Origin of the sequence: Variovorax sp. M-6 (assembly GCF_052114385.1) — a bacterium.
Taxonomy (GTDB): Bacteria; Pseudomonadota; Gammaproteobacteria; order Burkholderiales; family Burkholderiaceae_C; genus Variovorax.
This window is the reverse complement of record NZ_JBFREQ010000015.1, coordinates 32,638-58,195: the sequence shown is the minus strand read 5'-3', so window position 1 is coordinate 58,195 and position 25,558 is coordinate 32,638. Positions and strand designations below refer to the sequence as shown.

At 70.1% G+C, this 25,558-nt stretch carries 26 protein-coding genes; 13 read left to right on the top strand and 13 right to left on the bottom strand.

Annotated features, from left to right (window positions below; genetic code table 11):
- Positions 1–14 precede the first annotated feature (14 nt).
- On the bottom strand, positions 15–1,607 hold the full coding sequence (locus tag AB4Z46_RS17950; protein ID WP_442284876.1) for an ABC transporter substrate-binding protein: 1,593 nt from the start codon (positions 1,605–1,607) through the stop codon (positions 15–17).
- A gap of 111 nt (positions 1,608–1,718) precedes the next feature.
- Between AB4Z46_RS17950 and AB4Z46_RS17945 the strand changes: the two genes are divergently transcribed.
- From AB4Z46_RS17945 to AB4Z46_RS17930, 4 genes are read left to right on the top strand one after another with little or no spacing between them, the layout of a single operon-like run.
- Positions 1,719–2,111, top strand: a complete 393-nt coding sequence (locus AB4Z46_RS17945) for a RidA family protein (RefSeq protein ID WP_442284875.1) — start codon at positions 1,719–1,721, stop codon at positions 2,109–2,111.
- Positions 2,112–2,127: 16 nt separating this feature from the next.
- Positions 2,128–3,024: a 2-dehydro-3-deoxygalactonokinase gene (locus AB4Z46_RS17940; protein WP_442284874.1), complete on the top strand. Its 897-nt coding sequence runs from the start codon at positions 2,128–2,130 to the stop codon at positions 3,022–3,024.
- Positions 3,021–3,662, top strand: a complete 642-nt coding sequence (locus tag AB4Z46_RS17935; protein WP_442284873.1) for a 2-dehydro-3-deoxy-6-phosphogalactonate aldolase — start codon at positions 3,021–3,023, stop codon at positions 3,660–3,662. The genes AB4Z46_RS17940 and AB4Z46_RS17935 overlap by 4 nt, the downstream gene beginning before the upstream one ends.
- On the top strand, positions 3,659–4,441 hold the full coding sequence (locus AB4Z46_RS17930) for an aldolase (RefSeq protein WP_442284964.1): 783 nt from the start codon (positions 3,659–3,661) through the stop codon (positions 4,439–4,441). The genes AB4Z46_RS17935 and AB4Z46_RS17930 overlap by 4 nt, the downstream gene beginning before the upstream one ends.
- A gap of 10 nt (positions 4,442–4,451) precedes the next feature.
- On the opposite strand, the gene AB4Z46_RS17925 is transcribed toward AB4Z46_RS17930, so the two are convergent.
- The 5 genes from AB4Z46_RS17925 to AB4Z46_RS17905 form a co-directional block, all read right to left on the bottom strand.
- Entirely contained in the window at positions 4,452–6,527 is a 2,076-nt protein-coding gene (locus AB4Z46_RS17925; RefSeq protein ID WP_442284963.1) for a site-specific recombinase, read from the bottom strand.
- 136 nt (positions 6,528–6,663) lie between these two features.
- The gene (locus tag AB4Z46_RS17920) at positions 6,664–7,362 is read right to left on the bottom strand and encodes an SDR family oxidoreductase (RefSeq protein ID WP_442284872.1); all 699 of its coding nucleotides are present in this window, start codon (positions 7,360–7,362) and stop codon (positions 6,664–6,666) included.
- A 28-nt stretch (positions 7,363–7,390) separates the two neighbouring features.
- A complete protein-coding gene (locus AB4Z46_RS17915) occupies positions 7,391–8,794 on the bottom strand; it encodes an MATE family efflux transporter (protein ID WP_442284871.1) in 1,404 nt (467 codons plus the stop codon).
- A complete protein-coding gene (locus AB4Z46_RS17910; RefSeq protein WP_442284870.1) occupies positions 8,791–10,044 on the bottom strand; it encodes an MFS transporter in 1,254 nt (417 codons plus the stop codon). Before AB4Z46_RS17910 ends, AB4Z46_RS17915 begins: the two co-directional genes overlap by 4 nt.
- A complete protein-coding gene (locus AB4Z46_RS17905) occupies positions 10,037–10,501 on the bottom strand; it encodes a MarR family winged helix-turn-helix transcriptional regulator (protein WP_442284869.1) in 465 nt (154 codons plus the stop codon). The genes AB4Z46_RS17910 and AB4Z46_RS17905 overlap by 8 nt, the downstream gene beginning before the upstream one ends.
- 51 nt (positions 10,502–10,552) lie before the next feature.
- On the opposite strand from AB4Z46_RS17905, the gene AB4Z46_RS17900 reads away from it, so the two are divergent.
- The 6 genes from AB4Z46_RS17900 to gloA all read left to right on the top strand — a co-directional run bounded on the left by AB4Z46_RS17900 (position 10,553) and on the right by gloA (position 15,842).
- The gene (locus AB4Z46_RS17900) at positions 10,553–11,095 is read left to right on the top strand and encodes a PaaI family thioesterase (RefSeq protein WP_442284868.1); all 543 of its coding nucleotides are present in this window, start codon (positions 10,553–10,555) and stop codon (positions 11,093–11,095) included.
- A 129-nt stretch (positions 11,096–11,224) separates the two neighbouring features.
- Positions 11,225–12,274 carry an extracellular solute-binding protein gene (locus AB4Z46_RS17895; protein WP_442284867.1) on the top strand — a complete coding sequence of 350 codons (1,050 nt, stop codon included), beginning with the start codon at positions 11,225–11,227 and terminating at the stop codon, positions 12,272–12,274.
- Positions 12,271–13,908: an ABC transporter permease gene (locus tag AB4Z46_RS17890; protein ID WP_442284866.1), complete on the top strand. Its 1,638-nt coding sequence runs from the start codon at positions 12,271–12,273 to the stop codon at positions 13,906–13,908. Before AB4Z46_RS17895 ends, AB4Z46_RS17890 begins: the two co-directional genes overlap by 4 nt.
- Positions 13,905–14,591, top strand: coding sequence for an ABC transporter ATP-binding protein (locus tag AB4Z46_RS17885; protein WP_442284865.1), 687 nt, complete (start codon positions 13,905–13,907; stop codon positions 14,589–14,591). The genes AB4Z46_RS17890 and AB4Z46_RS17885 overlap by 4 nt, the downstream gene beginning before the upstream one ends.
- A gap of 96 nt (positions 14,592–14,687) precedes the next feature.
- Positions 14,688–15,389, top strand: coding sequence for a glutathione S-transferase family protein (locus tag AB4Z46_RS17880; RefSeq protein WP_442284864.1), 702 nt, complete (start codon positions 14,688–14,690; stop codon positions 15,387–15,389).
- A 42-nt stretch (positions 15,390–15,431) separates the two neighbouring features.
- A complete protein-coding gene (gloA, locus tag AB4Z46_RS17875) occupies positions 15,432–15,842 on the top strand; it encodes a lactoylglutathione lyase (protein WP_442284863.1) in 411 nt (136 codons plus the stop codon).
- 7 nt (positions 15,843–15,849) lie between these two features.
- On the opposite strand, the gene AB4Z46_RS17870 is transcribed toward gloA, so the two are convergent.
- The 4 genes from AB4Z46_RS17870 to AB4Z46_RS17855 form a co-directional block, all read right to left on the bottom strand.
- Positions 15,850–16,575, bottom strand: a complete 726-nt coding sequence (locus AB4Z46_RS17870; RefSeq protein WP_442284862.1) for a haloacid dehalogenase type II — start codon at positions 16,573–16,575, stop codon at positions 15,850–15,852.
- 10 nt (positions 16,576–16,585) lie between these two features.
- Positions 16,586–17,227 (bottom strand): bifunctional 4-hydroxy-2-oxoglutarate aldolase/2-dehydro-3-deoxy-phosphogluconate aldolase, encoded by a 642-nt coding sequence (eda, locus tag AB4Z46_RS17865; RefSeq protein ID WP_442284861.1) that lies wholly within the window; start codon positions 17,225–17,227, stop codon positions 16,586–16,588.
- Entirely contained in the window at positions 17,218–19,056 is a 1,839-nt protein-coding gene (gene edd, locus AB4Z46_RS17860) for a phosphogluconate dehydratase (protein ID WP_442284860.1), read from the bottom strand. The genes eda and edd overlap by 10 nt, the downstream gene beginning before the upstream one ends.
- A 119-nt stretch (positions 19,057–19,175) precedes the next feature.
- Complete coding sequence (locus AB4Z46_RS17855) at positions 19,176–19,715, bottom strand: OmpA family protein (protein ID WP_442284859.1); 540 nt, start codon at positions 19,713–19,715, stop codon at positions 19,176–19,178.
- Between the two features lie 42 nt (positions 19,716–19,757).
- Between AB4Z46_RS17855 and AB4Z46_RS17850 the strand changes: the two genes are divergently transcribed.
- Together AB4Z46_RS17850 and AB4Z46_RS17845 are read left to right on the top strand one after the other, a co-directional pair.
- Positions 19,758–20,492, top strand: coding sequence for a gamma-glutamylcyclotransferase (locus AB4Z46_RS17850; protein WP_442284858.1), 735 nt, complete (start codon positions 19,758–19,760; stop codon positions 20,490–20,492).
- Positions 20,493–20,499: 7 nt separating this feature from the next.
- Complete coding sequence (locus tag AB4Z46_RS17845) at positions 20,500–21,036, top strand: superoxide dismutase family protein (RefSeq protein WP_442284857.1); 537 nt, start codon at positions 20,500–20,502, stop codon at positions 21,034–21,036.
- A 91-nt stretch (positions 21,037–21,127) separates the two neighbouring features.
- On the opposite strand, the gene AB4Z46_RS17840 is transcribed toward AB4Z46_RS17845, so the two are convergent.
- On the bottom strand, positions 21,128–21,697 hold the full coding sequence (locus tag AB4Z46_RS17840) for a nucleotidyltransferase family protein (RefSeq protein ID WP_442284856.1): 570 nt from the start codon (positions 21,695–21,697) through the stop codon (positions 21,128–21,130).
- 41 nt (positions 21,698–21,738) lie between these two features.
- Between AB4Z46_RS17840 and pdxH the strand changes: the two genes are divergently transcribed.
- Complete coding sequence (gene pdxH / locus AB4Z46_RS17835) at positions 21,739–22,386, top strand: pyridoxamine 5'-phosphate oxidase (RefSeq protein WP_442284855.1); 648 nt, start codon at positions 21,739–21,741, stop codon at positions 22,384–22,386.
- 13 nt (positions 22,387–22,399) lie between these two features.
- Here pdxH and AB4Z46_RS17830 read toward each other — a convergent pair whose 3' ends face one another.
- Positions 22,400–23,356: an AEC family transporter gene (locus AB4Z46_RS17830; RefSeq protein ID WP_442284854.1), complete on the bottom strand. Its 957-nt coding sequence runs from the start codon at positions 23,354–23,356 to the stop codon at positions 22,400–22,402.
- 23 nt (positions 23,357–23,379) lie between these two features.
- Complete coding sequence (locus AB4Z46_RS17825; RefSeq protein ID WP_442284853.1) at positions 23,380–25,494, bottom strand: TonB-dependent receptor; 2,115 nt, start codon at positions 25,492–25,494, stop codon at positions 23,380–23,382.
- Positions 25,495–25,558: the final 64 nt, after the last annotated feature.

Below are 25,558 nucleotides of genomic sequence, written 5' to 3'. Positions count from 1 at the left end.
AATCCGCTCTTCTCTTACTTGCCGAGGCCCGTGTTCCAGAAGAAGGGCCAGATCGCGGGCGTGTAGCCCTCCAGCTTGGCCGAGCGCGCCGACAGGCTGTTGAACTTGCCGACCTCGATGAACGGCACCTCGTCATACACGGTCTGCTGCACCGGGCCCCACAGCGCACCGCGCTTGGCGCTGTCGGTTTCCTGGTTGAAGGCCGTCAGCGTCGATTTCTTGGCCGCCGTTTCCCACCAGCCCGGCGCACCGTCGCCCAGCTGCGGCGGCGAGAGCATCGGCTCGGGGAACAGGCCCGAGTGCGTGAAGTACACATCCCACAGCTTGGCGTCGTTGCGGCGCTGCACCAGCGTGGCCCAGTCGACCACCTGGAGGTCGGTCTTGAAGCCGGCCTTCTTGAGCTGCTCGGCCATCACCAGCGCCATGTTGTAGTGGAACTCGTACTGCCGGCTCGCCATGATCCGGATCGGCTGGCCGTTGTAGCCGGCCTTGGCCGCGAGCTCCTTGGCCGTTTGAGGATTGCGCGTGTTGTAGGCATTGCTGCCGGCGGCCGAATAGTAGGGCGTGCCCTTGGGGAAGAAGTTCGGCTCGACCACGAAGAAGCGGTTGTCGCCGAAGCCCGCGGCCATCAGCTCGCCCTGCCCGACCGCGGTCTGCACCGCGCGGCGCAGCGGCTGCGAGGCCAGCACGCCTTCCTTGGTGTTGAACACGATGTAGGGGAAGCCGAAGTTCTTGGTCACGATCGGCACCACGGCCGGCGCGCCCCTCTCGATCCGGCCCACGGCCTCGACCGGCAGCAGGTCGGCGTACTGGAACTGGCCCGAGAGCGAACCTTCGACCCGGGTGTTGGCATTGGGCACCGGCACGAAGCGCAGTTCGTCGAGCAGGGCTTCGCGGCGGCCCGCATAGCCGCTCGGCGCCTCCTTGCGCGAGGTGTAGCCATCGTGGCGCACCAGCACCGTGAACTGGTCGGGACGGCGCTCCTTGAACTTGTAGGGTCCGGTGCCGATGAACTCCTTCAGCTGCGGCGCGATGCTCTCCTTGGCCATGATCGCCGCCATGCCGCTCGGCAGCGCGAGCTGCGCCAGCAGCGGCGCATAGGGGCTCTTGAGCTTGAGCTCCACGGCGAGCGGGCCCTTGGCGCTCAGCGACTCGACTTCCTTGCCGACCGCCTTGCCGCGCGGGGACAGCTCCATCCAGCGCTGCAGCGAGGCCACGACGTCCTCCGCCGTGAGGTCGCGCCCGTTGTGCAGCTTCACGCCCTTGCGGAGCGCGATGGTGTAGCTCAGCCCGTCCTTCGACACCACCGGCAGGCCTTCGGCCAGCATCGGCGCCACGTTCCAGTTGGCATCGAAGGTGTAGAGCGGCTCGTAGACGTGCTGCATGATCGTGCCGACCAGGTCGGCGGTGCTGACCATCGGGTCCAGGCCCTGGGGCTCGCCGACCATCGCGAGATTGGCGGCGCCGCCCCTGGCGGGCTGGGCCGACGCCACGGATGCGGCCAGGCCCAGCGCGAGCGTGGCGGCGATGGCGCCCGCCACGTGGCGCCAGACCGGCGCACGCCTGAACAAAGCAGATGTCGCTACAGTGAGGGCGAGAGATTGCATCGTGGCTCCGTGAGTAATAACATTACATCGACGATCGTATTTGCAGCCGTATTGAGGTCGAATCCGGGTTTGTCCTTATCTTATTTGTAAATTTATTACACACTCATCGCCATGTCTCACGTTGAAATGCTCGGCCAAGCGCCCATCGCCTCGGACCGCCAGGCCCGTCCGCTGTCCCCCGCCACCCGCGCCGGCGACTTCGTTTTCGTCTCCGGCCAGGTCCCTACCGACGACCAGGGCCAGGTCATCGTCGGCGGCATCGAAGCCCAGACGCGCCAGGTCTTCAAGCGCATCGAGCAGGCCCTGGCGCTGGCCGACTGCACGCTGGCCGACATCGCCAAGGTCAGCGTCTGGCTCAACGACGCGCGCGACTTCGGCAGCTTCAACCGGGTCTACATGGAATGCCTGGGCGACCACCGTCCGGCGCGCTCGACCGTCGAATCGCGGCTGATGATCGATGCCAAGGTCGAGATCGACGTCACGGCCTACAAGCCGCGCGGCTGAGCCGGAGCAGACATCCATGGCACACCACCGACTCGTCGCCGTCGACTGGGGCACCAGTTCGTTGCGCGGTGCGCTGCTCGACGCCGACGGCCGGGTGCTGGACGAGCAGGCCCATCCGCGCGGCATCCTCAACGTCAAGCCCGGCGGCTTCACCGAGGTGTTCGAGACGCTGTTCGCCGACTGGTTGCGCCCGTCCGGAACGCGCTGCCTGATCTCGGGCATGGCCGGCAGCAAGCAGGGCTGGGTCGAGGCGCCCTACTGCGCCTGTCCCGCGGGCCTGGCCGAGGTGCGCGGCAAGATCCTCGAGATCGAGCCCGGCCGGATCTCGATCGTGCCGGGCCTCAGCGACACCCACGACGGCGTGCCCGACGTGATGCGCGGCGAGGAGGTGCAGATCTTCGGCGCCATGGCGCTGACCGGCCTGCACGACGGCCTGTTCGTGCTGCCGGGCACGCACAACAAGTGGGCCCGCGTGAAGAACGGCATGGTGACCGGCTTCCGCACCTTCATGACCGGCGAGTTCTTTGCGCTCCTGAGCCAGCACTCGATCCTCGCGCGCACGCTGGATGCCTCCGCGCCGCTCGACGAGGCCGCCTTCCTGCAGGGCGTGACGCAGTCCGACAACGGCCAGGGCCTGCTGCACAACGCGTTCGGCGCGCGCACCCTGGCCCTGTTCGACCGCATGCCGACGCGCGAACTGTCGAGCTACCTTTCGGGTCTCCTGATCGGCGAGGAACTGCGCACCCAGTCGGTCCATGCCGCCGTCGAGGTGGTGCTGATCGGCGCGCCCGCRCTCACCCAGCGCTACCTGCTGGCGTTGCAGGCGTCCGGCATCCAGGCCCGCACGCTCGGCGCCGAAGCGACCTGGGCCGGCCTGCATGCACTCCATTCATCGAACCACAGAAGACCATGAGCACACCCACGTCCAAGTTCTCGGCCGCCATGCAGGCGCTGCCGCTGGTGGCGATCCTGCGCGGGCTCACGCCGGCCGAAGCGCCCGCGGTGGGCGACGCGATCGTCGAGTCGGGCTTCCGCCTGCTCGAGGTGCCGCTGAACTCGCCGCAGCCGCTCGAAAGCATCGCGCTGCTGCGGCGGCGCTTTCCGCAGGCGCTGGTGGGCGCCGGCACGGTGCTCGGCGCGCAGCAGGTGCGCGAGGTGCATGCCGCCGGCGGCGAGCTGATCGTGGCGCCGAACTTCAACGCCGAGGTGATCGCCGAGGCCGCGCGGCTCGGCCTCGTGAGCCTGCCCGGCGTGCTGACGCCGACCGAGGCCTTCGGCGCCCTGGCCGCGGGCGCCACCGGGCTCAAGCTGTTTCCCGCCGAACTGGCCTCGCCGGCGGTGGTCAAGGCGCTGCTCGCGGTGCTGCCGAAGGGCACGCCGCTGATGCCGGTCGGCGGCATCACGCCCGACAACATGGACAGCTGGCGCGCGGCCGGCTCGGCCGGCTTCGGCATCGGCTCGGCGCTCTACAAGCCGGGCAAGAGCGCCGCGGCGGTGCGGGAGGACGCGCTGCGATTCGTGGCCGCCTTCTCGGGCAGCCAGCGCGCCTGACGCCGCCTTCCCTCGACTCTCTCACGAGCCCCGCCATGTCCGCAGATTCCGACTACGCCAGCCCTGCCATCCGCACCCTGCGCGAGGACCTCGCGCTCGCCCTCCGTGCCGCCGCGCACCACGGCCTGTCCGAGGGCGTGTGCAACCATTTCAGCGTCCTGTTGCCCGGCGCCCAGGACCGCTACCTGATCAACCCGCGCGGCCTGCACTGGAGCGAGATCGGCGCCGACGACATCGTCCTGATCGACGTCCATGGCGAGGTGCTGGCCGGCCGCCACCGGGTCGAGCCCACCGCCCTCTTCATCCATGGCGCGGTGCATCGCCTCACGGGGCACGCGGTGGTGCTGCATTGCCACATGCCCTATGCCACCGCGCTCACGCTGACGGTCGATCGCGCGCTCGACCCGACGCTGAGCCAGAACGCGATGCGCTTCATGGACCGCATCGCGATCGATGCCGACTACAACGGCCTGGCGCTCGACGACCGCGAGGGCGAGCGCATCGCACGCGCGATGGCCGGCAAGGACGTGGCCTTCCTCGCGAACCACGGCGTGGTGGTGGCCGGGGCGACCATCGCCCATGCCTACGACGACCTGTACTACCTCGAGCGCGCCTGCCTGCACCAGGTGATCGCGCAGTCCACCGGCCGGCCGCTGGTGCCGGTCGACGCTGCGCTGGCCGCGCAGGTGGCGGCGCAGATCCAGGGCGAGCGCGAGCAGTCGGACCTGTTCTTCGAAGCGCTCGGGCGGCTGCTGCCGGCGCCGCGCCGCGCCGCCTAGGGCCGCACGGTCAGGCGCGCCGCCCTGCGCCGGTCCAGAACAGCTCCATCGGGCGGCTGAGCATCCGGCGCCAGACGCCCTCGTACAGGGAGCGGACATGCGCGCGCCGCAAGTCGCGGGAGCGGATGGCCATGTGGAACGCCAGCGCGAAACTCACCGCCACGTTCAGCACCGCCATGCTGCAGACGCCGGCCACCGCCCACCACAGTTCCGCCGAATGCAGGGGCGCCTTGCCGAGCACGCCGAGCGCCACGCCGATCGAGCCCGCGCTCAGCGTCACGTGCCGCACCTCGAAGCCGAACGCGAAGGCCGACAGGAGGGCAGGCACGAGCCCCAGCAGGAGCCCCAGCGAGATGTTGCCGGCCACGCCGGCGATGTTCGCGCGCCAGAAGGCCGCCAGCCGGGCCACTGCGGCGGCGCCAAAGGTCATGCGCAGTCGGCGGTTGTACGCCAGCGCATCGCCGACCCGGTGCAGCACGAACCAGTTGTCGACCCAGCCCGCGAACAGGCTCGACGACCACAGCAGCACGCCCGTCAAGGCGGCGTAGATCGGCGTCGGCCCGAGCAGCGAGAACGACTGCAGCGTGGCATGCGCCTTGTCCGGCGAGATGATGTCCGACCCGAAGAGCGTGCCCCACAGCAGCGCCACGCCGAGGCACACGGGAAAGACCGCCAGCACGTTGCCGAGTACCGCGGCCGCCTGGGTGCGGATCAAGGCCAGCACGGAAGTCACGAACGCGTCCATGCCCTGGGGCGTGCCCGCCGCGTCGAGCTCGCGGGCCAGTGTCGGCGCGGTCATCGCGGGCTGCTTGGTCGCCAGCGAGAAGTGCAGGAAGTGGATCAGCAGGAAGCTCGCGGCGTAGTTGATGCCCGCCAGCAGCCCTTCGAGCAGCGATGCCAGATGGGCCCCGCTGATCGCGAACTTGACGCAGACGGTGACCACCGTGACGAGGCCGCCGCCGGCCGCCATGCGCAGCATCTTCAGGTACTCCTGGCGATCGCGGGCGATGTAGTGCTCGCCGGTGTCGGCGTTGTATTCGACCACCTTGCGCGCCAGCAGCGAGAAATTGCTGCGCAACAGGTGCGAGACGCTCTGGCTATCCTGGTTCGCCGTCACGAGCTCGGCCGTCAGGCGCGCCATGGCACGCATGTCGTCGGGCGCCATCCAGGTATCGAGCAGCTGCTCGGCGCGCGCAATGCGCATGCGCATGCGCTCCACCTGGAACACGATGTCGATGCTGACACCGTTGCGGTAGAGGTTGGCGAACACGTCGTCGATGGCGATCCGGCACTGGTCCAGCAGGACCCGCAGGTAGTTGACCTCGCGCAACAGCCGACCGGGCTCCGCCCCGTCCTCCACCGCTTCGTGCGCGGCTTCGACCGCCAGCATCGCCCGCGGCAGCCGGTAGAACGGCTGCGATTCGGTCGCGACGCGGGCGTCGGCATCGCCGAGGCGGCCGCGCACCATCTGCGACATGCCCGTCGAGCTGATCTGGCAGGTCAGGTTGTGCAGGGCGGCCAGCAGGTCGAGCGAGAAGGCGCCCGTGCGCCGCGTGTCGTCGGCCGCGTCGTGGTCGAAAAGCGCCTGGATGCGATCGCGCACATCGGCCGGCAGCGTGTCGATCCAGTCGGCGTCCGCGCTCGACGTGAACATCAGCGTGAACAGCACGCTCAGTTCGCGCCGGTTCGGTGCCGGCGGAATCAGCGACGACTGGATGCGCTCGATCAGCGCCCCGAAGAAGCCGGAGTGAACCGGCATGCCGGCATCGCACAGCAGCGAGATGCCGTCGCTCTCGCGCAGCACGGCGCGCAGGATGCCCGCGACGTTGGCCTTCCACTCGGGATTGCGGTCGAGCACGTTCAGCAGGTAGCGCACCCGGGTGTGCTCCTGGACGGAGCGCACCTCCGTGGCACCGTCCGCCTGCACGGTACCCCGGCGGCGTATCCAGTGCGCGAGTTCGATCAGCCATTCGCTGCGCTCGGCATAGGGCGCTGTCGCATCCGCCATCGCGAGCAGAGTGTCGAGCTGATGCCCTGCGCTGCGCGACGCGCGCCACTTCCTGAAAGCCTTGAAGAAGCCGAACATGTAGCTTTCGAAATTGAATCCGGTGGGGGAGGAAGCGATGCTGTCGTACACCGCTTCCAACGGATTCTTCGACCAGGCACCAGGCGCGGGGAGCGATGATAACTGCCGACGCCGGGCGCGGATGGGCCCGCCCCGCTCAGCCTGCGTAGGGCGGTTGCCCGGTCGAGAGGCCGAGCTTGACCTGCCGCGTCAGTGCATCGGCCAGCACCTCGAACTGCCCGGTCTCCAGCGCCGCGAAGGTCTGCTGCACCACCTCGTCGGGCGAGGCCTTGGGGCCGGGCACCTTGCTCGTCATGTCGGTTTCCATGAAGGCGACGTGCAGGCTCAGCACCTGCGTCCCCTGTTCGCGCAGGGCATTGCGCAATCCGTTGCTCAGGGACCAGGCGGCCGACTTCGAGGCGCTGTAGGTGGCGGAGCCCGGCAGGCTCAGCCAGCTCAGCACCGACAGCACGTTGATGATCGCGCCGCCGCCATTCGCGGCCAGCACCGGCGCGAAAGCGCGGGCAAGCGCCCAGGGGCCGAAGAAGTTGGTCTCGAACTCGGCCCGCGCCGACTCGAAGGCGTCGGGCGAACCCAGCAGGCTTGCGCCGCGCGAGATGCCGGCGTTGTTGATCAGCAGCGTGACGTCGCCGCAATCGCGCGCGGCGGCCTCGGCCTGCTCGGGACGGGTGACGTCGAGCGCGATGGGGTGTACGCCGGCCAGCGTGATGCTCTTGGGGTCGCGCGCGGCCGCGTAGACCTTCTTCGCGCCGCTGGCCAGGGCGGCCTTCGCGAAGGCCAGGCCCAGGCCGCGGTTGGCGCCGGTGATGAAAACGACGGAGCCTTTGAGATTCATGGTCTTCTTTCGAGGAGGGATGAAGAAATCAGGAAGGCTGGATGCGGCGCAGCAGCGCGCGGGTGCTGCGCGGCCAGCCGACCCGGCCGAACCAGGCGCCGCCCGCGATCGCCGAGGCGATGACGATGCCGTACACCACCAGCGCCGCGCCCTGCATCACGAAGACGTGCGCGAGATCGCCGCCCCAGCGCAGCGCGAGCCAGCCGCCGAGGCCGGCGACGATCAGCCGCGCGATGTTGCCGAGCACCGGCCACAGCAGCCGGCCCGCCCCCTGCGAGGCGAAGTACAACACCAGCCCGACCCCGAAGAAGCCATAGAACGGCCCGACGGCGCGCAGGTACTGCGAACCGGCTTCGAGCATCGCGGGGTCGCTGCCGAAGAGCAGCAGCCAGGGACGCGGGAACAGCGCGGCGGCCAGGCCGATCGCCCCCGAGAGCCCGAAGGCGATGGCCGCGCCGGCCCAGGTGGCGCGCAGGGCGCGCTCGCGCTGGCCGGCGCCGATGCAGGTGCCGACCATCGCGACCAGCGGCGCACCGAGGCCGAACACCAGCGGCACCAGCAGGTACTCGAGCCGCGACGCGGTGCCGTAGCCGGCGATCGCGCCCGGACCGAAATGGCCCGTGAGCGCGGTCGCGATGCCGATCGACAGGTTGGTCGCCACGGTCGACACCGCACCCACCAGGCCGATGCGCAGGATGTCGCGGAACAGCGGCCAGCGGAAATGCGCCCTTGCCCACGAAGGCTTCAGCAGGCTTCGTTCGGATCGCAGATAGGCCCACAGCGCCAGCGATCCGCCGAGGTAGTACACCAGCAGCGCCACCGCCCCGCCCGCGATGCCGAGGCCGGGAATCGGACCCCAGCCGAAGATCAGCAGCGGCGACAGCGGGATCAGCACCACGACGCCGACCACCGTGACGTTCGCGGGCACGGTCATGTTGCCGGTGCCGCGCACCACCGCCGCCAGCGAGTTGAAGAGCCACACCAGCACCGCGCCCGCGAAGGCCACGTTCGAGTAGATCAGGGCCGCCTCGAGCGACGCGCCGGTGCCGCCCATCAGCGTGAACAGCCAGCGTCCGCCAAGCAGCATCGCGGCCATGAACAAGAGCCCGAAACCGACCGCGATCGCGATCGCATGCAGCACCAGCGCATCGGCGTCGTCGCGCCGGCGTGCGCCGAGCGCGCGCGCGATCGAGGACGCGATGCCGCCGCCCATCGCGCCGGCCGAGGTCATCTGCATCAGCATCACGATCGGGAACACCAGCGCCATGCCGGCCAGCGCGTCGGTGCCGAGCTTGCCGACGAAGAAGGTCTCGATCAGCCCGACCGAGGCCTGCGCGACCATCACCACCACGTTGGGCGCGGCCAGGCGCAGCAGCGTCGGCACGATCGGCGCTTCGAGCAGGCGCTGGGTGCGCGGGTCCAGCGACGTCATGCAAGAGCCCTGCCCACTACCAAAGGCCGCGATTCGCGGATCGGCAGGTTGACCAGCGCCGCACCGGCCGCCAGCACGATGTCGATGTACCAGACGATGTCGTAGCTGCCGGTGGCCTGGAACACGTAGCCACCGAGGAAGGCGCCGAGGAAACCGCCGACCTGGTGCGCCAGCATCACGATGCCGAACAGCATCGCCATGTTGGCGGGGCCGAACATCTTGGCAACGAGGCCCGCGGTGGGCGGCACGGTCGACAGGAAGGTCACGCCCATCACGGCGGCGAAGACCAGCATCACGACCGGCGTCTTGGGCGCCAGCAGGAAGGCCAGCACCGCCAGGCCGCGGGTCGCGTAAAGCAGCGCCAGCAGCGACTTCATGCGCCAGCGGCCGACCGCCCAGCCCATCGCCAGGCTGCCGACGATGTTGAAGAGGCCGATCATGCCGAGCGCCCAGCCGCCGATCTCGGGCGGCAGGCCGCAGGCCGCGACCACGCCCGGAAGATGGGTGGCGAGGAAGGCGACGTGGAAGCCGCAGACCAGGAAGCCGAGGCTCAGGTAGCGATAGCTCGGCGTGCCGACCGCCTGCCTGATCGCCTGCCGTGCGCTGAGCGGCTGGATGCCGCTGGCGGCTGCCGATTGCGCCGCGAGCAGGTTCGAGTTGCCCTTGAGCACCCACACCGCCGGCAGCGCCAGCAGGATCAGGATCGCCAGCCACTGCATCGCGCTGGCCCAGCCGACGGCGGCCATCAGCCCGATCGCAATCGGCGCCATCGCAAACTGGCCGAAGGAGCCGCCCGCGTTGACGATGCCGGTGGCCAGGCCACGCCTGGAGGCCGGCACCAGGCGCGTGGTCGCGGCCATCAGCACCGACGGCCCCGCCATGCCCGCGCCGCCCGCGGCCAGCACGCCGATCGCGAAGATCAGGCCGGCCGTGGTGGTCATCAGCGGCGTGAGGAAGGTGCCCAGCGCCACCAGCAGCACGCCGATGAAGATCACGCGGCCGGTGCCGATGCGGTCCGCCACCGCGCCCGCGAAGGGCTGCGTGAGGCCCCACCACAGCTGGCCGAAGGCGAAGGCCAGGCTGATGCTGCCGATGCCCAGGCCGGTCGAGGTGTTGAGCGACGACAGGAACAGCCCCATCGTCTGGCGCACGCCCATGGTCAGCGCGAAGGTACCGGCCGCGGCCAGCAGCACCAGCCAGACGGCGTGGCGCGCGACGGGCGAAGCGCCCGAAGTGGTCTTGTCATTCATCGATTTCTCCTTCGGCGATCTCGTCCGGACCCTGCAGGATCGCGATGCTCTCGTCGACCAGCTGGTGCAGTGCCAGCACCCGCTCGACGCCGAGCAGTTCGTTGAGCGTCTCCTGCGCGATGCGCCAGTGCCGCTGCGCCTCGCCGCGCTTGTGGCGGCCGTCCTCGGTGATCGCGACCAGCCGGCTGCGCGCATCGGGGCCTTCGCTCTGCGTCAGCCAGCCGGCGGCGACCATCGGCTTGAGGTTGCGCGTCAGCGTCGAGGCCTCGACGCCCATCGCCTTCGCGAGGTCGACCGGCCGCAGCGGCCCGAGGTGCAGCACGTGCGACAGCAGCGAGTACTGCGTGGTCTTGAGACCGCTCTTCGCAAGCTCGGCGTTGTAGTGGCGCGAGACCTGCCGCACCAGGTGCCGCAGCCGGAAATTGGTACAGCCTTGCGGCTTTGCGATGGCATTCATGTCGATGATTGTAGCTACAATCATTGCATATGCAACTTTAAGGGAATTGGCATGACATCGACCGATCAACTGGCGGCCTGGATCGCCGAGGAAGCCACGATCTCCGAACGGCTGGACGCGGGCCCGGGCCCCGGGGTCGCGCAGCGGGAGCAGATCGCCGGCAAGACCGGGCTGGAGATCATGGGGGCGATGCTGCGGGCCGAGATTCCGTATGCCCCGATCGCCAAGACGCTGTCCTTCCAGCTGATCGAGGTCGGCGCGGGACGCGCGGTGTTCCAGGGCAGGCCGCTGGCCGAACACCTGAATCCGCTCGGGACCGTCCACGGCGGCTGGTTCGCCACCATGCTCGATTCGGCGCTGGGCTGTGCGGTGCATACGATGCTGCCGGCCGGCCATGCCTACACCACGGCCGAGCTGGGCGTGAACCTCGTGAAGGCGCTGACGCCCAAGGTGCAGCGCGTGCGCGCCGAGGGCAAGGTGCTGCATTGCGGCCGCCAGCTGGCCACCGCCGAGGCCCGCCTGGTCGGCGCCGACGGCACTCTCTATGCGCACGCCACCACCACCTGCCTGGTGTTCGAGATGCCGAACCGCTGAAGCGAATACACCTTCGGCGCCGGGGGGACATTGCGCGGACACCCCGGTGACGCCAGTGATTATGATTCGCATTGACGCGCGCGAGCCGCGCCGATGCCCTTCATCCCACTGTCCCCCTGGAGACGCTTCATGACCGAACGCCCTCGCGCGCCTGCCCGCGCGATCCGCACGCTGGGTGCAACCGCCCTCGCCCTGCTGGCCACCGCCCAGATCGCCCACGCCGCCGGCGAAGTCACGCTCTACACCACCCGCGAGCCGGGCCTGATCCAGCCGCTKCTCGCGGCCTTCAGCGCCCAGAACGACATCAAGGTCAACACCGTGTTCGTGAAGGACGGCCTGCTCGAACGCGTGAAGGCCGAAGGCGCCCGCTCGCCGGCCGACGTGCTGATGACGGTCGACATCGGCAACCTGGTCGACCTGGTCGACGGCGGCGTCACCCAGCCGGTGAAATCGGCCGCCCTCGAATCCGCCATCCCCTCCAACCTGCGCGGTGCCGACGGCCAGTGGTTCGGGCTGTCGATGCGCGCCCGGGTGCTGTATGCCGACAAGAGCCTGCCGCTCACCTCGTTCCGCTATGAAGACCTCGCGAACCCGAAGTACAAGGGCAAGGTCTGCATCCGCTCGGGCCAGCATCCCTACAACGTGGCGCTGGTGTCGGCGCTGATTGCACACGAGGGCGAGGCCAAGGCCGAGCAATGGCTGCGCGGCGTCAAGGCCAACCTGGGCCGCAAGGCCACCGGCGGCGACCGCGACGTGGCGCGCGACATTCTCGGCGGCATCTGCGATGTCGGCCTGGCCAACTCCTACTACGTCGGCCAGCTCAAGGGCGCCAAGGAAGGCACCGACGCGCGCAAGTGGGGCGACGCCATCAAGGTGATCAAGCCCACCTTCGCGCAGGGCGGCGGCACGCACGTCAACATCAGCGGCGCCTCGGTGGCAAAGCACGCGCCGCAGCACGCCAACGCGGTCAAGCTGCTCGAGTTCCTGGTGTCGCCGTCGGCGCAGGTGCTCTATGCCGAGGCCAACTACGAATACCCGGTGCGCAAGGGCGTGGCGCTCGACCCGATCATCGCCGGCAGCATCGGCGAGCTCAAGGTCGATCCGCTGCCGATCGCCGAGGTCGCGAAGTACCGCAAGCAGGCCAGCGCGCTGGTCGACAAGGTCGCGTTCGACCAGTGACGCGCCTGCGGTCGGTCGGCCCGGTCTGGCGGACCGCTTCGGTGCTGATCGCACTCGGCGTGCTGGCGCCGGTGCTGAGTCTGCTGTGGCTCGCCTTCGGTTCGGGCCTGGGACACTGGGGCCACCTGGCCCGCCACGTGCTGCCCCACGCGGCGCTCGACACCGCCGTGCTGCTGGCCGGCGTCGGCGTGCTGGTGCTGGTGATCGGCACCGGCTGCGCCTGGCTGGTGACCGCCTGCGACTTCCCCGGCCGCGGCGTGCTGCACTGGGCGCTGCTGCTGCCGCTGGCCATGCCCACCTACATCGTGGCCTTCGCCTACCTCGACCTGCTGCATCCGCTCGGTCCGGTCCAGGGCGCGATCCGCTGGCTGCTGGGCTTCGACAGCCCGCGCCAGTTCCGCCTGCCCGACCTGCGCTCCATGCCCGGTGCGATCTTCGTGCTCGGCTTCGTGCTCTACCCCTATGTCTACATGACCGCACGCGCCATGTTCATGACCCAGCCCGCCCACCTGATGGAAGCGGCCCGCTCGCTCGGCGAGAGCCGCATGGGTGCCTTCCTGCGGGTCGCGCTGCCGCTGGCCCGGCCGGCGCTGGCGGTCGGCCTGAGCCTGGCATTGCTGGAAACGCTCAACGACATCGGCGCCTCCGAATTCCTCGGCATCCAGACCCTCACGGTCGCGGTCTACACGACCTGGATCACCCGCTCCGACCTCGCGGGCGCGGCGCAGATCGCGTCCGCCATGCTGTTCGTGGTGATCGCTCTGGTGCTGCTCGAACGCCACGGCCGGCGCCACCAGCGCTTCGGCTCGGCGCAGCGCATGCGCGCGATCCAGCCGCGCCGGCTGCACGGCGCGGCGGCATGGCTCGCCAGCGCCGCGGCCGCGCTGCCGGTGCTGGTCGGCTTCGCCGCGCCGGCGCTCTACCTGGTGTGGGAAACCGCGAAACGGCTGAGCCTGGGCGGCGGCATTTCGGCCGGCCTGGTCTCGAGCCTGGTCAACACGATCGGCGTCGCCGCCGGCGTGACCGCGGTCGCGGTCGCTGCGGGCCTGGTCGTGGCCTGGGCGGTGCGCACGCAGGGCTCGATGCGCAACCGCGGGCGCTGGCAGGGCCGCATCGCCACGCTGGGCTATGCGGTGCCGGGAACCGTGCTGGCGATCGGTCTTCTGACGCCGGCGCTGGCCGCCGACGCCGCGCTGGCCTCGCTGATCGGCCATCCGGGCCTGCCGCTGATGGGCGCGGGCATCGTGCTGGTGGTGGCCTGCGCGATCCGCTTCCTGGCGATGCCGGTGGGCGGCATCGAGGCCGGCCTGGCACGCATCCCGCCGGCGCTCGAACAGGCGTCCCGCCTGCTCGGCGAGAACGCCAACGGCACGCTGCGCCGCGTCCACCTGCCGCTGTTGCGGCCCGCGATCGCGGCCAGCGCGCTGCTGGTGTTCGTCGATGCCATGAAGGAACTGCCCGCCACCCTGCTGCTGCGGCCGGCCAACTTCGACACGCTCGCCACCTGGCTCTATGCGGAAGCCGCGCGCGGCACCTACGAGGAAGGCGCGATCGCGGCACTGGCCATCGTGGTCGCGGGGCTGCTGCCGGTCGTGCTGCTGGCACGAAATGGATTCTCGGAGGCCGCCCAATGAGCGCAGCACTGCAGATCGAAGACCTGCGCCTCGGCTACGAAGGCGCGCAGGGCCTGCACACGGTGGTCGAAGGCTTTTCCCTCTCGCTCGCCGCCGGCGACATCGGCTGCCTGCTCGGCCCCTCGGGCTGCGGCAAGACCACCGTGCTGCGCGCGATCGCCGGCTTCGAGCCGGTGCGCGCGGGCCGCATCCGCCTCGGCGACAGCCTGCTGTCCTCGGCCGAGGTGCACCTGCCGCCCGAGCGGCGGCGCGTCGGCATGATGTTCCAGGAGTACGCGCTGTTTCCGCATCTCAGCGCGGCACGCAACGTCGCCTTCGGCCTGCGCCGCTGGCCGCGCGCCGCGCAACGCGAGCGCGTGGCGGCCATGCTCGCGCTGGTCGGGCTTCCCAATGCGGGCGAGCGCCATCCGCACCAACTCTCGGGCGGCCAGCAGCAGCGCATCGCGCTGGCGCGCGCACTGGCGCCCGAACCCGCGTTGCTGCTGCTCGACGAGCCTTTCTCCAATCTCGACGGCAGCACGCGCGAACGCTTGACGGCCGAGGTGCGCGAGATCCTCAAGAGCGCCGGCCAGACCGCGGTGCTGGTGACGCACAACGAGGCCGAGGCGCACGCCATGGCCGACCGCATCGGCGTGATGCACGACGGCCGGTTGACCCACTGGGGCGCCAGCCGCCGCGGCTAGCGACGGGTCGCGGTGCCAAGAGGGCTTTTTTAGACAAGGTTTTCACGGCCCGGAAGAATCCCGCTTCCCGACCCACTCCGAACGAGAGAGAGCCCCATGTCGCACTTCAAGCCGCTCACCCTGGTCAGCCACCTGCTCTGCCCCTACGTGCAGCGCGCCGCGATTACCCTGCACGAAAAGGGCGTCGCCTTCGAACGCGTCGTCATCGACCTGGCCGACAAGCCGGACTGGTTCACCGCCATCTCGCCGCTCGGCAAGGTGCCGCTTCTGCGCGTGCCGCAGCCCGGCGGCGGCGAAGCGATCCTGTTCGAAAGCAATGTGATCTGCGAGTACCTCGAAGAAACGCAGCCCGGCGTGCGCCTGCACCCCGAAGATCCGCTCGCACGTGCCGGGCACCGGGCCTGGATGGAGTTCGGCTCCGCGATCCTGGCCGACCTGTGGGGCTACGAGACCACGCGCGATGCCGATGTGTTCGAGCAGAAGCGCCGCGCGCTCGCAGCCAAGTTCGAGCAGGTCGAGGCGGTGCTGAAGAACGGCCCTTACTTCGCGGGTGAACGCTTCAGCCTGGTCGATGCCGTCTTCGCACCGATCTTTCGCTATTTCGAGGTCTTCGACGAGATCAGCGACTCGCGCGTCTTCGATGCGACGCCGCGGGTGCGCGACTGGCGCGCGGCACTGGCGGCGCGACCGAGCGTGCGCGCCGCCGTGGTGCCCGAGTACGCGCAGCACCTTCGGGACTTTCTGCGCCGGCATGAAGCGCATCTGCTGACGCTGGCCGGCACCACCGCGCGCGCCTGAAGCGCGACAATGGCCGAACGACAACTCTTCGCGCCCCACGATATGCGACTCCTCCACACCATGCTGCGCGTCGGCAACCTGCAACGCTCGATCGACTTCTACACCCAGGTGCTGGGCATGCAACTGCTGCGCACCTCCGAGAACCCCGAGTACAAGTACAGCCTGGCCTTCGTCGGCTACGAGGGCAACCCGGCCCAGGCCGAGATCGAGCTGACCTACAACTGGGGCACCGAGAGCTACGAGATGGGCACCGCCTACGGCCACATCGCGCTTGGCGTGCCCGATGCCTATGCGGCCTGCGACAAGATCAAGGCGGCGGGCGGCAACGTGACGCGCGAGGCCGGGCCGGTCAAGGGCGGCTCGACCGTGATCGCGTTCGTGACGGATCCAGACGGCTACAAGATCGAATTGATCCAGCGCGCGGAAGGCGCGGCGGGCGGCGGGCTGCGCTAGCAGCGCATCAGCAGCCCAGCAGATCCGCCAGCACCCCGATGTCACGCGCATGCAGCGTGTTGTCGGGCTGCGGCGAAACATCCTTCAGGCGCGTCGGGCCGAACTCCCGCGGCCGCTCGATGTAGCCGGTACGCAAGCCGCAGGCGCGCGCCGCGGCCAGGTCGTCGTGGTGCGCGGCCGCCAGCATCACCTGGCCCGGCGTGACGTCGAACACGGCGGCGACGCCGATATAGGTGCGCGGGTCGGGCTTGTAGGCCTTGAACACCTCGGCCGACAGCACGCAGTCCCAGGGCAGTCCCGCGCGCTTGGCCATTTCGGTGAGGAGGCCGATGTTGCCGTTGGACAGCGTGCAGATCGTGTACTTGCGCTTGAGCCGCGCCAGGCCCTCGACCGCATCCGGCCAGGCGGGCAGCCGGTGCCAGGCACGGTTGAGCTCGCGCTTCTTGTCGGCCTCGAGATCGCCCACGCCGAAATCGTGCAGCACGCCGCCGAGAATGCTCATGTGCAGTTCGTCGAGCAGCGTGAAGCCGCCCTCGCCGGCCGCCAGCCGCTCCATCACGCCCTGCATCGCCGGCTGGTAGCCGGCGCGCCAGGCCAGTGCGAAGGCGCCGCCATCGACGCCGGGCAGGATGCGCTCGGCCTCGGCGGCGATGCCGGAATACCAGTCGACCACGGTGCCGAAGACGTCGAAGGCAATGACCTTCAGCTCGCTGCCGTCCAGAACCTCACCCATGACGCCGGCCTCAGCGCGCCAGCTGGCAGGCTTCGCGCGCCAGCGCCTCGATGCGGGCCCAGTCGCCGGCGGCGATGGCGTCGGTCGGCACGATCCACGAGCCGCCGACGCAGGCGACGTTGGAGAGCGCGAGGAACTCGTGCGCATTGCCGGCGTGGATGCCGCCCGTGGGGCAGAACCTGACGTCGCCGAAAGGCCCTTGCCAGGCCTTGAGCATCGCCAGGCCGCCGGCCTGCACGGCGGGGAAGAACTTGAGCTCGGTCAGGCCGTCTTCCTGGGCCATCATGATCTCGCTGCCGGTGGCGACGCCGGGCAACAGCGGCAGTCCGAGGTCGTGGCAGGCCTTGCCGACCGCGCGCGTGTAGCCGGGGCTGACGCCGAACTTCGCGCCGGCCAGCGCCGAGGCCTGGGCATCGGCGGCGCTGCGGATGGTGCCGGCGCCGGCCACGGCCTCGGGCACTTCCTTGGCGATCAGCTCGATGCACTCGAGCGCCTCGCGGGTGCGCAGCGTGACCTCGAGCATGCGGATGCCGCCGGCCACCAGCGCGCGCGCCAGCGGCACCGCGTCCTTGACGTCGTGCAGCACGATGACCGGAATCACCGGGGCGTCGCGCATCACGTCGAGCGCGGACAACGAATCTTTCACAGCCATGAGCAGGCTCCTTCTTCAGCAGTCAATGCATTGCGCCGCATGCCGGCGAACAGGTCGCGGCCCAGGCCGCGGCCGTTGGCGGCACGCGCCTCGTCGGGCATGGTCGCGGTTTCGCGCGCCGCCCATTCGTCCTCGGGCAGCAGCACGGTGAGGGTGCCGGCCACGCCATCGAGCCGGATCAGGTCGCCGTCGCGCACCTTGGCCAGCGGCCCGCCGGCGGCGGCCTCGGGCGAGACGTGGATCGCGGCCGGCACCTTGCCCGACGCGCCGCTCATGCGGCCGTCGGTCACCAGCGCCACCCGGAAGCCCTTGCCCTGCAGCACCGACAGCGGCGGCGTGAGCTTGTGCAGCTCGGGCATGCCGTTGGCCTGCGGGCCCTGCCAGCGCACCACGCAGACCACGTCGCGCTCGAGCTCGCCGGCGGTGAAGGCCTGCTGCAGTGCGGCCTGCGAATCGAAGACCCGCGCGGGCGCCTCGATCACGTGGCGGTCGGTCGGCACCGAGGACACCTTGATCACGCTGCGGCCCAGGTTGCCCTGCAGCAGCTTGAGCCCGCCGGTGGCACTGAAGGGCGCCGAGACCGGCCGTGCGATGCTGTCGTCCTTCGACGGCGCGGCGGCGACCCACTGGAGCGAGCGTTCGTCCGAAGGCGCCCCGGCGAGTTGCGGAATGCCGGCGAACTCGCGGATGCCGCCGGCGCGCACGCTGAGCACGTCGGCATGCATCAGGCCGGCGTCGAGCAGCTCACCGATCACGAAGCCCGGACCGCCCGCTTCCTGGAAGCCGTTGACGTCGGCGACGCCGTTGGGATAGACCCGCGTCAGCAGCGGCACCACTTCCGACAGCTCGGCGAAATCGTTCCAGTCGATCAGGATGCCGGCGGCGCGCGCCACCGCGACCCAGTGGATCAGGTGGTTGGTCGAGCCGCCGGTGGCGAGCAGCGCCGCCATGGCGTTGACGATCACGCGCTCGTCGACCAGCTCGCCGATCGGCGGCACCGCGAACGCGGCATCCGTTGCCCGGCCCAGCACGGTGCGCACGGCCTCGCGCGTGAGCGCCTCGCGCATGTCGTCGCCGGGCTGGATGAAGGCCGAGCCCGGCACATGCAGGCCCATGGCCTCGAGCAGCATCTGGTTGCTGTTGGCGGTGCCGTAGAAGGTGCAGGTGCCCTGCGAGTGGTAGGCCTGCATCTCCGCATCGAGCAGGCCCTGGCGCCCGACCAGCCCCTGGGCCGCCTGCTCGCGCACCTTGGACTTGGCGGTGTTCGACAGGCCCGAGGGCATCGGTCCGGCGGGCACGAAGACGGTCGGCAGGTGGCCGAAATGCAGCGCGCCGATCAGGAGGCCCGGCACGATCTTGTCGCAGACGCCGAGCAGCAGCGCGGCATCGAACATGTCGTGGGTGAGCGCCACCGCGGTGCCCATCGCGATCACGTCGCGGCTGAACAGGCTCAGCTCCATGCCGGGCGTGCCCTGGGTGACGCCGTCGCACATCGCCGGCACGCCGCCGGCCACCTGGGCGGTGGCGCCGAGGCGGCGGGCCTCGTGCTTGACGATGTCCGGGTAGCCCTGGTACGGCGCGTGCGCCGAGAGCATGTCGTTGTAGGCGGTGACGATGCCGATGTTGGGCGCTCGCTCGCTCACCACCCTGAACTTGTCGTTGGCCGGGATCCCGGCCACGGCATGCGCCACGTTGGCGCAGCCCATGCGGTCGGAGCCGCGGTCGCGGCCGCGGGTCTCGGCGAGGTCTCGCAGATAGGCGCTGCGCAGGCTCTGGCTGCGCGCGCGGATGCGCTCGGTGACAGCGCGGACGGTAGGGTGTGTGGTCATGGGGGGGTCGCTCTGCCGGAGAGCCGCGACGCGGCGGCGGCTCGGAAGTGCATGGTACCAAGTCCAAATGAAAAAGCCCGGACGCGCCGGGCTTTGCATGGCTGCGAGCGCGCTGGCGCTCAATCCAGCAGCTTGACTTCGACCCGGCGGGCTTCGGCGTTGTTGCCCGTACCGGACGTGACGGCCGGCTTCTCCAGTTCGACCTTGTCGGCCGGGACGCCGAGGCCGGTCAGCACGTCGCGCACGGTCTCGGCGCGCTTCTTCGCCAGGGCCTCGTTGATCGCGGCGTCGCCGGTGGTGTCATGGAAGCCCGAGATCACCGCCTTGCGGCCGCTCTCGACGCCCTTGATCACCACGGCCAGGGCCTCGGCGGCGCCCGGCGCCAGGTCGGCGCTGGCGGTGGCGAAATAGAAGTTCACGACCCCGCCGATGACGCGGATGCTGGCGCCGTCGGGAATCACGACCGTCACGGTCTCGGTCACGACCGCCAGCGTGGTCACGGGCGCGGCCGCGGCCACCGGGGGCGTCGCCGGACCCGCCGCATGGCCGCGGGTGTAGAGCACGATCCCGATCACGAACAGGATCACGAGGGCGATCAGGCCGAGCAGGAAGGCGAGGATGAAGTTCTGCTGGCTTTCGTCGTCACTGTTGGCGGACATGGGCGGGGCTCCGTAGTTGAGGGGTCGGTAAATAATGGTGCGGTGAACCATGACCGCCAAATTGTAGGTGCCGCCTCCGGCAGCCCGGTCGGCGACCCCGGGCCGCCCGGCCTGGACCCGCTGCCGAAGCCCTTGCGCGACCCCAAGCCGATGCTCGACCGCGTGATCGCCGAATGGGGCGGCCACCAGGACCTTTGGCTGTTCGGCTACGGCTCCTTGATCTGGCGGCCGGATTTCGGCTTCGTCGAGCGGCATCCGGCCCGGGTCCATGGCTGGCACCGCGCCCTCAAGATGTGGAGCCGGGTCAACCGCGGCACGGTCGAGAACCCCGGACTGGTGTTCGGCCTGTTGTCGGGCGGCAGCTGCCGCGGCATGGTGTTCCGCGTGCCTGCCGCCGAGGGGCTCGAGACCCTGGGCCGGCTCTGGCTGCGCGAGATGCCGACCGGCGTCTACGACCCGCGCTGGCTCGAGTGCACGACGCCCCATTCGAAGGTGCGTGCGCTGGCCTTCACGCTGTCGCGGCGCAGTCCCAACTTCACCGGGGAGTTGAGCGACGAGCGCTACGCCCAGATCTTCGAGAGCGCGGTCGGCCGCTACGGCAGCTCGCTGGATTACGCGCACCAGACGCTGCTCGAGTTGCGGCGCCATGCGATCCACGACGCCGCGCTCGCACGGCTGGTCAGGCTGGCCGATTCACGCCTGTCGGCATCGACCGACTGCGGCGAGCCCGCCGCTCGGATATACCCTTCAGCATCAACCCAGGAAACCAAGGAGTAACTTGATCATGCGCCCTCGCCTCATCGTCCCTGCCCTCGCCGTCGTCGCGGCCTGCCTGCTCGCGGCCTGCGGCACCCTGGGCCCCAAGGCCGGCGCCACCGCCGAGCTCGCGCCGACCGGGGCGATCTCGCCGAATCCGACCGTGGGCAAGGTGACGTTCACGGCGCTCGACCACGGCGTGCGGGTCAAGGGCGAGGTCCGCGGCTTTGCGCCGGGCACCGAGCATGGCTTCCACATCCACGAAAAGGGCGACTGCGGCGACAACGGCAATGCCTCGGGCGGCCACTTCAATCCGGCCGGCGGCACGCACGGCAAGTTCGCCGCGCCCGGCAGCCATGCGGGCGAGCTGCCGAGCCTGGTGGCCGACGCCTCCGGCGTGGCGCGCTTCAGCGTCGACGTGCACACGATCTCGATGACCGAAGGCGCCGCCAACAACGTGATCGGCCGCGCGCTGGTGGTGCACCGCGACCGCGACGACTTCACGACCCAGCCGGCCGGCAACTCCGGCCCGCGCATCGCCTGCGGAATCATCGCCCGGAGCTAGCTAGCCCCCACGCTCCCCCACTGCGTGTGGGTCGCTGCCCCCCGAGGGGGCCGCAGGCCGCCTTGGGGCGGCCCGGCGCCGGCCTGAAGCGTTAGCCAAGCCGCGCCTTCATCAAGGCCTCGGCGCGCGCGAGTTCTTCGGGGGTGTCGATGTCGGTCACGACACCGATGTCGTCGACCTCGATGTCGGCCACCTGCCCAGCCTCCCTGAGCGCACGCAGCACGGGGGCAGCGCCTTGGTTGCCCGACAGCTGCGAAAGGGGGTCGAAGCAGGTGGCGGCGAAGCCCACCGGATGGCCGCGCTGGCCGCCGTAGTGCGGCTGTGCCGCCTGCACTGCCGGACCCAGCGCACGCGCCACGGCGTTCAGGGTCGCGGGCTGCACCAGCGGCAAGTCGGCCGGCAGGATCAGCCAGCCCGCGGCGCCGGCCGTGGCCCGCACGGCGGCGGCGATCGAGTCGCCCATGCCGGGATGGCCGACGTCCTCCAGATGCCAGGGCAGGCCGCTCGCGCGCACGGCCGCCAGCGTGTGGTCCAGCACCGCGGTGCCTGCCAGCATCGCCTGCAGCTTGTGGCCGGCGCCGCCGGCGGCACGGAATCGCTCGCCGCGCCCCGAGGCGAGAACGATCACGGTCGGCGGACGGAATTCAGGCGCGGCATTCATGGCCCGCAGTATCTCCGCTTCGCTTGCGCAACAATGGCGCCATGAGTTCACCCACCGAATCGCTGGCCGCGCTGCGCAAGAGCTACGAGCGCGCCGAGCTCGACGAAACCCGCAGTGCCGCCGACCCGCTCGACCAGTTCGAGCGCTGGCTCGCCGAGGCGATCGACGCCCAGGTGCCCGAACCCAACGCGATGACGCTGGCCACCGTCGGCGGCGACCTGCGCCCCTCCACCCGCATCGTGCTGATCAAGGGCTACGACGCCCGCGGCATCGTCTGGTACACCAACTACCAGAGCCGCAAGGGCCAGGAGCTGGCCGGCAATCCCTATGCGGCCCTGCAGTTCCACTGGGTCGAGCTCGAGCGCGTGGTGCGCATCGAGGGCCGGGTCCGCAAGGTCGACGCCGCCGAGAGCGACGCCTACTTCGCGAGCCGCCCGCTCGACTCCCGCATCGGTGCCTGGGCCAGCCCGCAAAGCGAGGTCATCAGCGGGCGCGACGTGCTCGTGAAGAACGCGGCGATGCAGGCTGCCAAGCACCTGCTCTCGCCGCCGCGGCCGCCGCACTGGGGCGGCTTCCGGCTGGAGCCCGACCGCTGGGAGTTCTGGCAGGGCCGCAAGAGCCGGCTGCACGACCGGCTGCGCTATCGCTGCGAAGGCGGCGTCTGGGTGCGCGAGCGGCTGGCGCCCTGAGCGCCGGTCGGGCTCAAAGCCGCCCCGCGACCGCCATCACCGCGGAGAGCGTCGCCAGCGCCATCACGGTCGAGACCACCACGCTCGCGGTGATCAGCGCTTCCGAGGTCCGGTAGCGCTGCGCGAACAGGAACACGTTGGCGCCGATCGGCAGCGCCGCCGCCACCACCATCACGGTCAGCGGCAGGCCGCGCAGGCCGAACACCCAGCCGAGCACGGCCACCAGCGCCGGATGCACCAGGTTCTTGACCAGCGCCTGGGTCAGCGCATTGCGCCAGTGCAGGCCCACCGGCGTCAGCGCCAGCGTGATGCCGACCAGCACCAGCGCCACCGGGCTGAAGGCCTGGCCGAGCAAGGCGATCGGCTTGTCCAGCGCCTCGGGAATCGCGAGCCCGGTCTGCGCGAACAGCAGGCCCAGGAGAATCGGCGCCTGCACCGGATGGATGATCGCGTTGCGCAGCGCGCGCGCCACGGCGCGCGCCATCGCGCGCCGCCCTTCCCCGCCCGGCTCGCGGCGCTGCGCGTCCTCGTGGGCCACCGCGAGTTCGAGGAACACGGTGGCGCTGGTCAGCAGCACCAGCGAATGCAGCGAGATCAGCGTCAGCAGCACCACCATGCCCTCGGGCCCGTAGGCCAGGCCCACGAGCGCAATGCCGATCATGACGGTGTTGCTGTAGGTGTTGGCGAGCGCCAGCACGACGCCGGTGCGGTTGAAGCCGCGCCACGCCAGCGTGGCCGCGAAGATCAGGCCGGCGGCGACGAAATAGGCCGCCACCGGCTTCAGGCTCAGCTGCTCCAGGCGCACCGTGCTCATCGAGCGGAACAGCAGCGGCGGCGCCAGCAGCAGGAACACCAGGTTCGACAGGTCCTTGACCGCGCCACCCTGGATCCAGCGAAGCCTCCCCGCCAGGTAGCCGGCCGCGATGAGGAACACCACGGGCAGCAGCGAGGAAACGACGGGACCATTCATGCCCGACGAGAATAGCCGACGCGCTAGAACGTCGCCCTCAGGCCCACCTTCAGGCTGCGCCCCGGCAGCGGCGCATTGGGATACACCGTGGTCGTCAGGATCGAGGTCGCGCTGTAGGCCAGCGCGTTGCCGATGTTGTCGACGCGCGCATACCAGGTGAGGTTGGCGCGCTGCACCCTCATCTTGTAGCTGACCGATGCGTTCCACAGCGTGTAGGCCTCGGTCGGCCGGTCGCCCAGCGGCGGCACCCGGTTCTGCGCCGCGTAGTAGTCGAAGCCCAGGCGCGCGGTCCACGGGCCGTTGCCATAGGCCAGCGTGCTGCCGATGCGCCACGGCGCGATGCGCGGCAGCGGCTCGTGGGTGTCGGTGTTGGTGGCGCGCACCAGGTCGCCGCGCCACTCGAGGTCGAGCGTCGAACCGTCGGCCGCGCGCGAGAAGCCGTCGGCGCCGAGCAGTTGCAGGTTGCCGCTGGCCTCGAGGCCGGTGAAGCGCGCCCGCACCCCGTGGTAGACGTAGTCGGCGAACACCTCGGGAGACAGCAATTGCCCGTCCGCCGTCTCGACCGGCGGCGGATTGAGTTCGCCGTCCGCACTGCGCACGTTGCCGGTGGCCGAGAGCCCGATGTAGTTGCTGAAACGGGTCACGTAGGCGTTCACCTGGGCCGAGTTGGCGCCGGACTTCCATTGGGCGCCCAGATCCAGGCCGGTCGACTTCTCCACCTTGAGGTTCGGGTCGCCGGTCTCCCAGGCCGCGGTCGCCAGGTGGGGGCCGTTGGCGAACAGCTCATAGTCCTTGGGTGCCCGCTCGGTGTAGGCCAGGTTCGAGGTCAGCTGCCATTGCGGCGACAGGTTCACCAGCGCGCCGAAGGCGGCGCTGCTCGGGTGGAAGTCGCGCTCGCCGACGAAGAAGCGCGTGACCTCCGGATTGGACGGATCGCCGAGCGATTGCACCTTGACCTCCTCGGTGCGGGCGCCGAAGCTCAGGCGCCCCCACGAGGTGCCGAGTTCCTCGTGCAGGAACAGCGCGTTCGACTTGGTGCGGCTGTTGGGCGCGAAGGCCTCCTCGCCGTTGGCCGAGAAGCGGCCGCTCTCGCTGGTGAAACCGAGCATGCCCTCGAGATTGCCGATCTTGCGGTGCCGCGCCTCGATGCGCAGGTCGTTGCTGTCGTTGGCAAAGGTGGTGCCGGGCAGCGGTCCCTCGTACTCGGTGTGCTTGTACTCGGTGCGGCTGAACTTCGCGTGCACGTTGCTGAAGAAGCCGCCGGGCCGCCACTCGCCCTCGATCGCGTAGCGGTCGGACTTCATGCCGATTGTGACGTCGGGTTCGGCCACGGTGCCGTAGTTGCTGCGGTAGGTGCTGGCCGAGGCGCCGATCCAGCCCTGGTCGAAGAACAGCGTGCCGCCGAAGGCGCCGCCGTCGGCCTGGTTGGCCGAGTTGCAGATCTTGCGCGCGAAGCCGAGATGCCCGGGCTTCTCGCAGCCCAGTTCGATCGGCACCGAGACGTCGTCGGAGTTGCGGCTGAAGGCATCGACGTGCAGCGCATAGCGGTCGGTGCCGCCTTCGAGCACCACGCCGCCCGCCTTCTCGCGGTTGCCGGTGGCGTAGCCCAGGTCGGCGCGGCCGCCGAAGCCCTCGATCGGTTCGGTCGGGATGCGGTTGTCGATCACGTTGACCACGCCGCCGACCGCACTGCCGCCGTACTGCAGCGCGGCCGGTCCGCGCAGCACCTCGAGCCGGTCGGTCACCAGCGCATCGACCGGCACGGCGTGGTCGTAGCTCAGGGCCGAGGCATCGGGCGCGCTGCCGCCGTTCTGCAGGATGCGGATGCGGTCGCCGTCCTGGCCCCGAATCGTGGGCCGGCTCGCATTGGGACCGAAATAGGTGCTGTTCACGCCCGGCAGGCCGTTGAGCGTCTCGCCGAGGGTGGACTGGGAACGCAGCAGCAAGGCCTCATTCGACAGCGAGGTGGTCGGCGCGATCAGGTCGCTGGCGCCGAGCGGATTGCCGGTGACGGTGATCTCGCCGAGCGAGGGCGCCGGCGCGTCGGGGGTGGCTTGTGCCCAGGCGCCGCTGGATGCGCAAGACAGGAAGGACAGCACCGCGACCCCAACGCAATGGGGATGAAAAGGAAAAGGCATGTGGAAACACTCGTTGAATCGATGAACAAAGCCGGCCGCGACCCGCCAGGCGGGGTCGGCAACC

Coding starts and splice junctions, on each gene's coding strand:
- AB4Z46_RS17950 (WP_442284876.1), bottom strand. CDS start 1,607: ATGCAATCTCTCGCCCTCACTGTAGCGACATCTGCTTTGTTCAGGCGT.
- AB4Z46_RS17945 (WP_442284875.1), top strand. CDS start 1,719: ATGTCTCACGTTGAAATGCTCGGCCAAGCGCCCATCGCCTCGGACCGC.
- AB4Z46_RS17935 (WP_442284873.1), top strand. CDS start 3,021: ATGAGCACACCCACGTCCAAGTTCTCGGCCGCCATGCAGGCGCTGCCG.
- AB4Z46_RS17925 (WP_442284963.1), bottom strand. CDS start 6,527: ATGTTCGGCTTCTTCAAGGCTTTCAGGAAGTGGCGCGCGTCGCGCAGC.
- AB4Z46_RS17920 (WP_442284872.1), bottom strand. CDS start 7,362: ATGAATCTCAAAGGCTCCGTCGTTTTCATCACCGGCGCCAACCGCGGC.
- AB4Z46_RS17915 (WP_442284871.1), bottom strand. CDS start 8,794: ATGACGTCGCTGGACCCGCGCACCCAGCGCCTGCTCGAAGCGCCGATC.
- AB4Z46_RS17910 (WP_442284870.1), bottom strand. CDS start 10,044: ATGAATGACAAGACCACTTCGGGCGCTTCGCCCGTCGCGCGCCACGCC.
- AB4Z46_RS17905 (WP_442284869.1), bottom strand. CDS start 10,501: ATGAATGCCATCGCAAAGCCGCAAGGCTGTACCAATTTCCGGCTGCGG.
- AB4Z46_RS17900 (WP_442284868.1), top strand. CDS start 10,553: ATGACATCGACCGATCAACTGGCGGCCTGGATCGCCGAGGAAGCCACG.
- AB4Z46_RS17885 (WP_442284865.1), top strand. CDS start 13,905: ATGAGCGCAGCACTGCAGATCGAAGACCTGCGCCTCGGCTACGAAGGC.
- AB4Z46_RS17880 (WP_442284864.1), top strand. CDS start 14,688: ATGTCGCACTTCAAGCCGCTCACCCTGGTCAGCCACCTGCTCTGCCCC.
- gloA (WP_442284863.1), top strand. CDS start 15,432: ATGCGACTCCTCCACACCATGCTGCGCGTCGGCAACCTGCAACGCTCG.
- AB4Z46_RS17870 (WP_442284862.1), bottom strand. CDS start 16,575: ATGGGTGAGGTTCTGGACGGCAGCGAGCTGAAGGTCATTGCCTTCGAC.
- eda (WP_442284861.1), bottom strand. CDS start 17,227: ATGGCTGTGAAAGATTCGTTGTCCGCGCTCGACGTGATGCGCGACGCC.
- edd (WP_442284860.1), bottom strand. CDS start 19,056: ATGACCACACACCCTACCGTCCGCGCTGTCACCGAGCGCATCCGCGCG.
- AB4Z46_RS17855 (WP_442284859.1), bottom strand. CDS start 19,715: ATGTCCGCCAACAGTGACGACGAAAGCCAGCAGAACTTCATCCTCGCC.
- AB4Z46_RS17845 (WP_442284857.1), top strand. CDS start 20,500: ATGCGCCCTCGCCTCATCGTCCCTGCCCTCGCCGTCGTCGCGGCCTGC.
- AB4Z46_RS17840 (WP_442284856.1), bottom strand. CDS start 21,697: ATGAATGCCGCGCCTGAATTCCGTCCGCCGACCGTGATCGTTCTCGCC.
- pdxH (WP_442284855.1), top strand. CDS start 21,739: ATGAGTTCACCCACCGAATCGCTGGCCGCGCTGCGCAAGAGCTACGAG.
- AB4Z46_RS17830 (WP_442284854.1), bottom strand. CDS start 23,356: ATGAATGGTCCCGTCGTTTCCTCGCTGCTGCCCGTGGTGTTCCTCATC.
- AB4Z46_RS17825 (WP_442284853.1), bottom strand. CDS start 25,494: ATGCCTTTTCCTTTTCATCCCCATTGCGTTGGGGTCGCGGTGCTGTCC.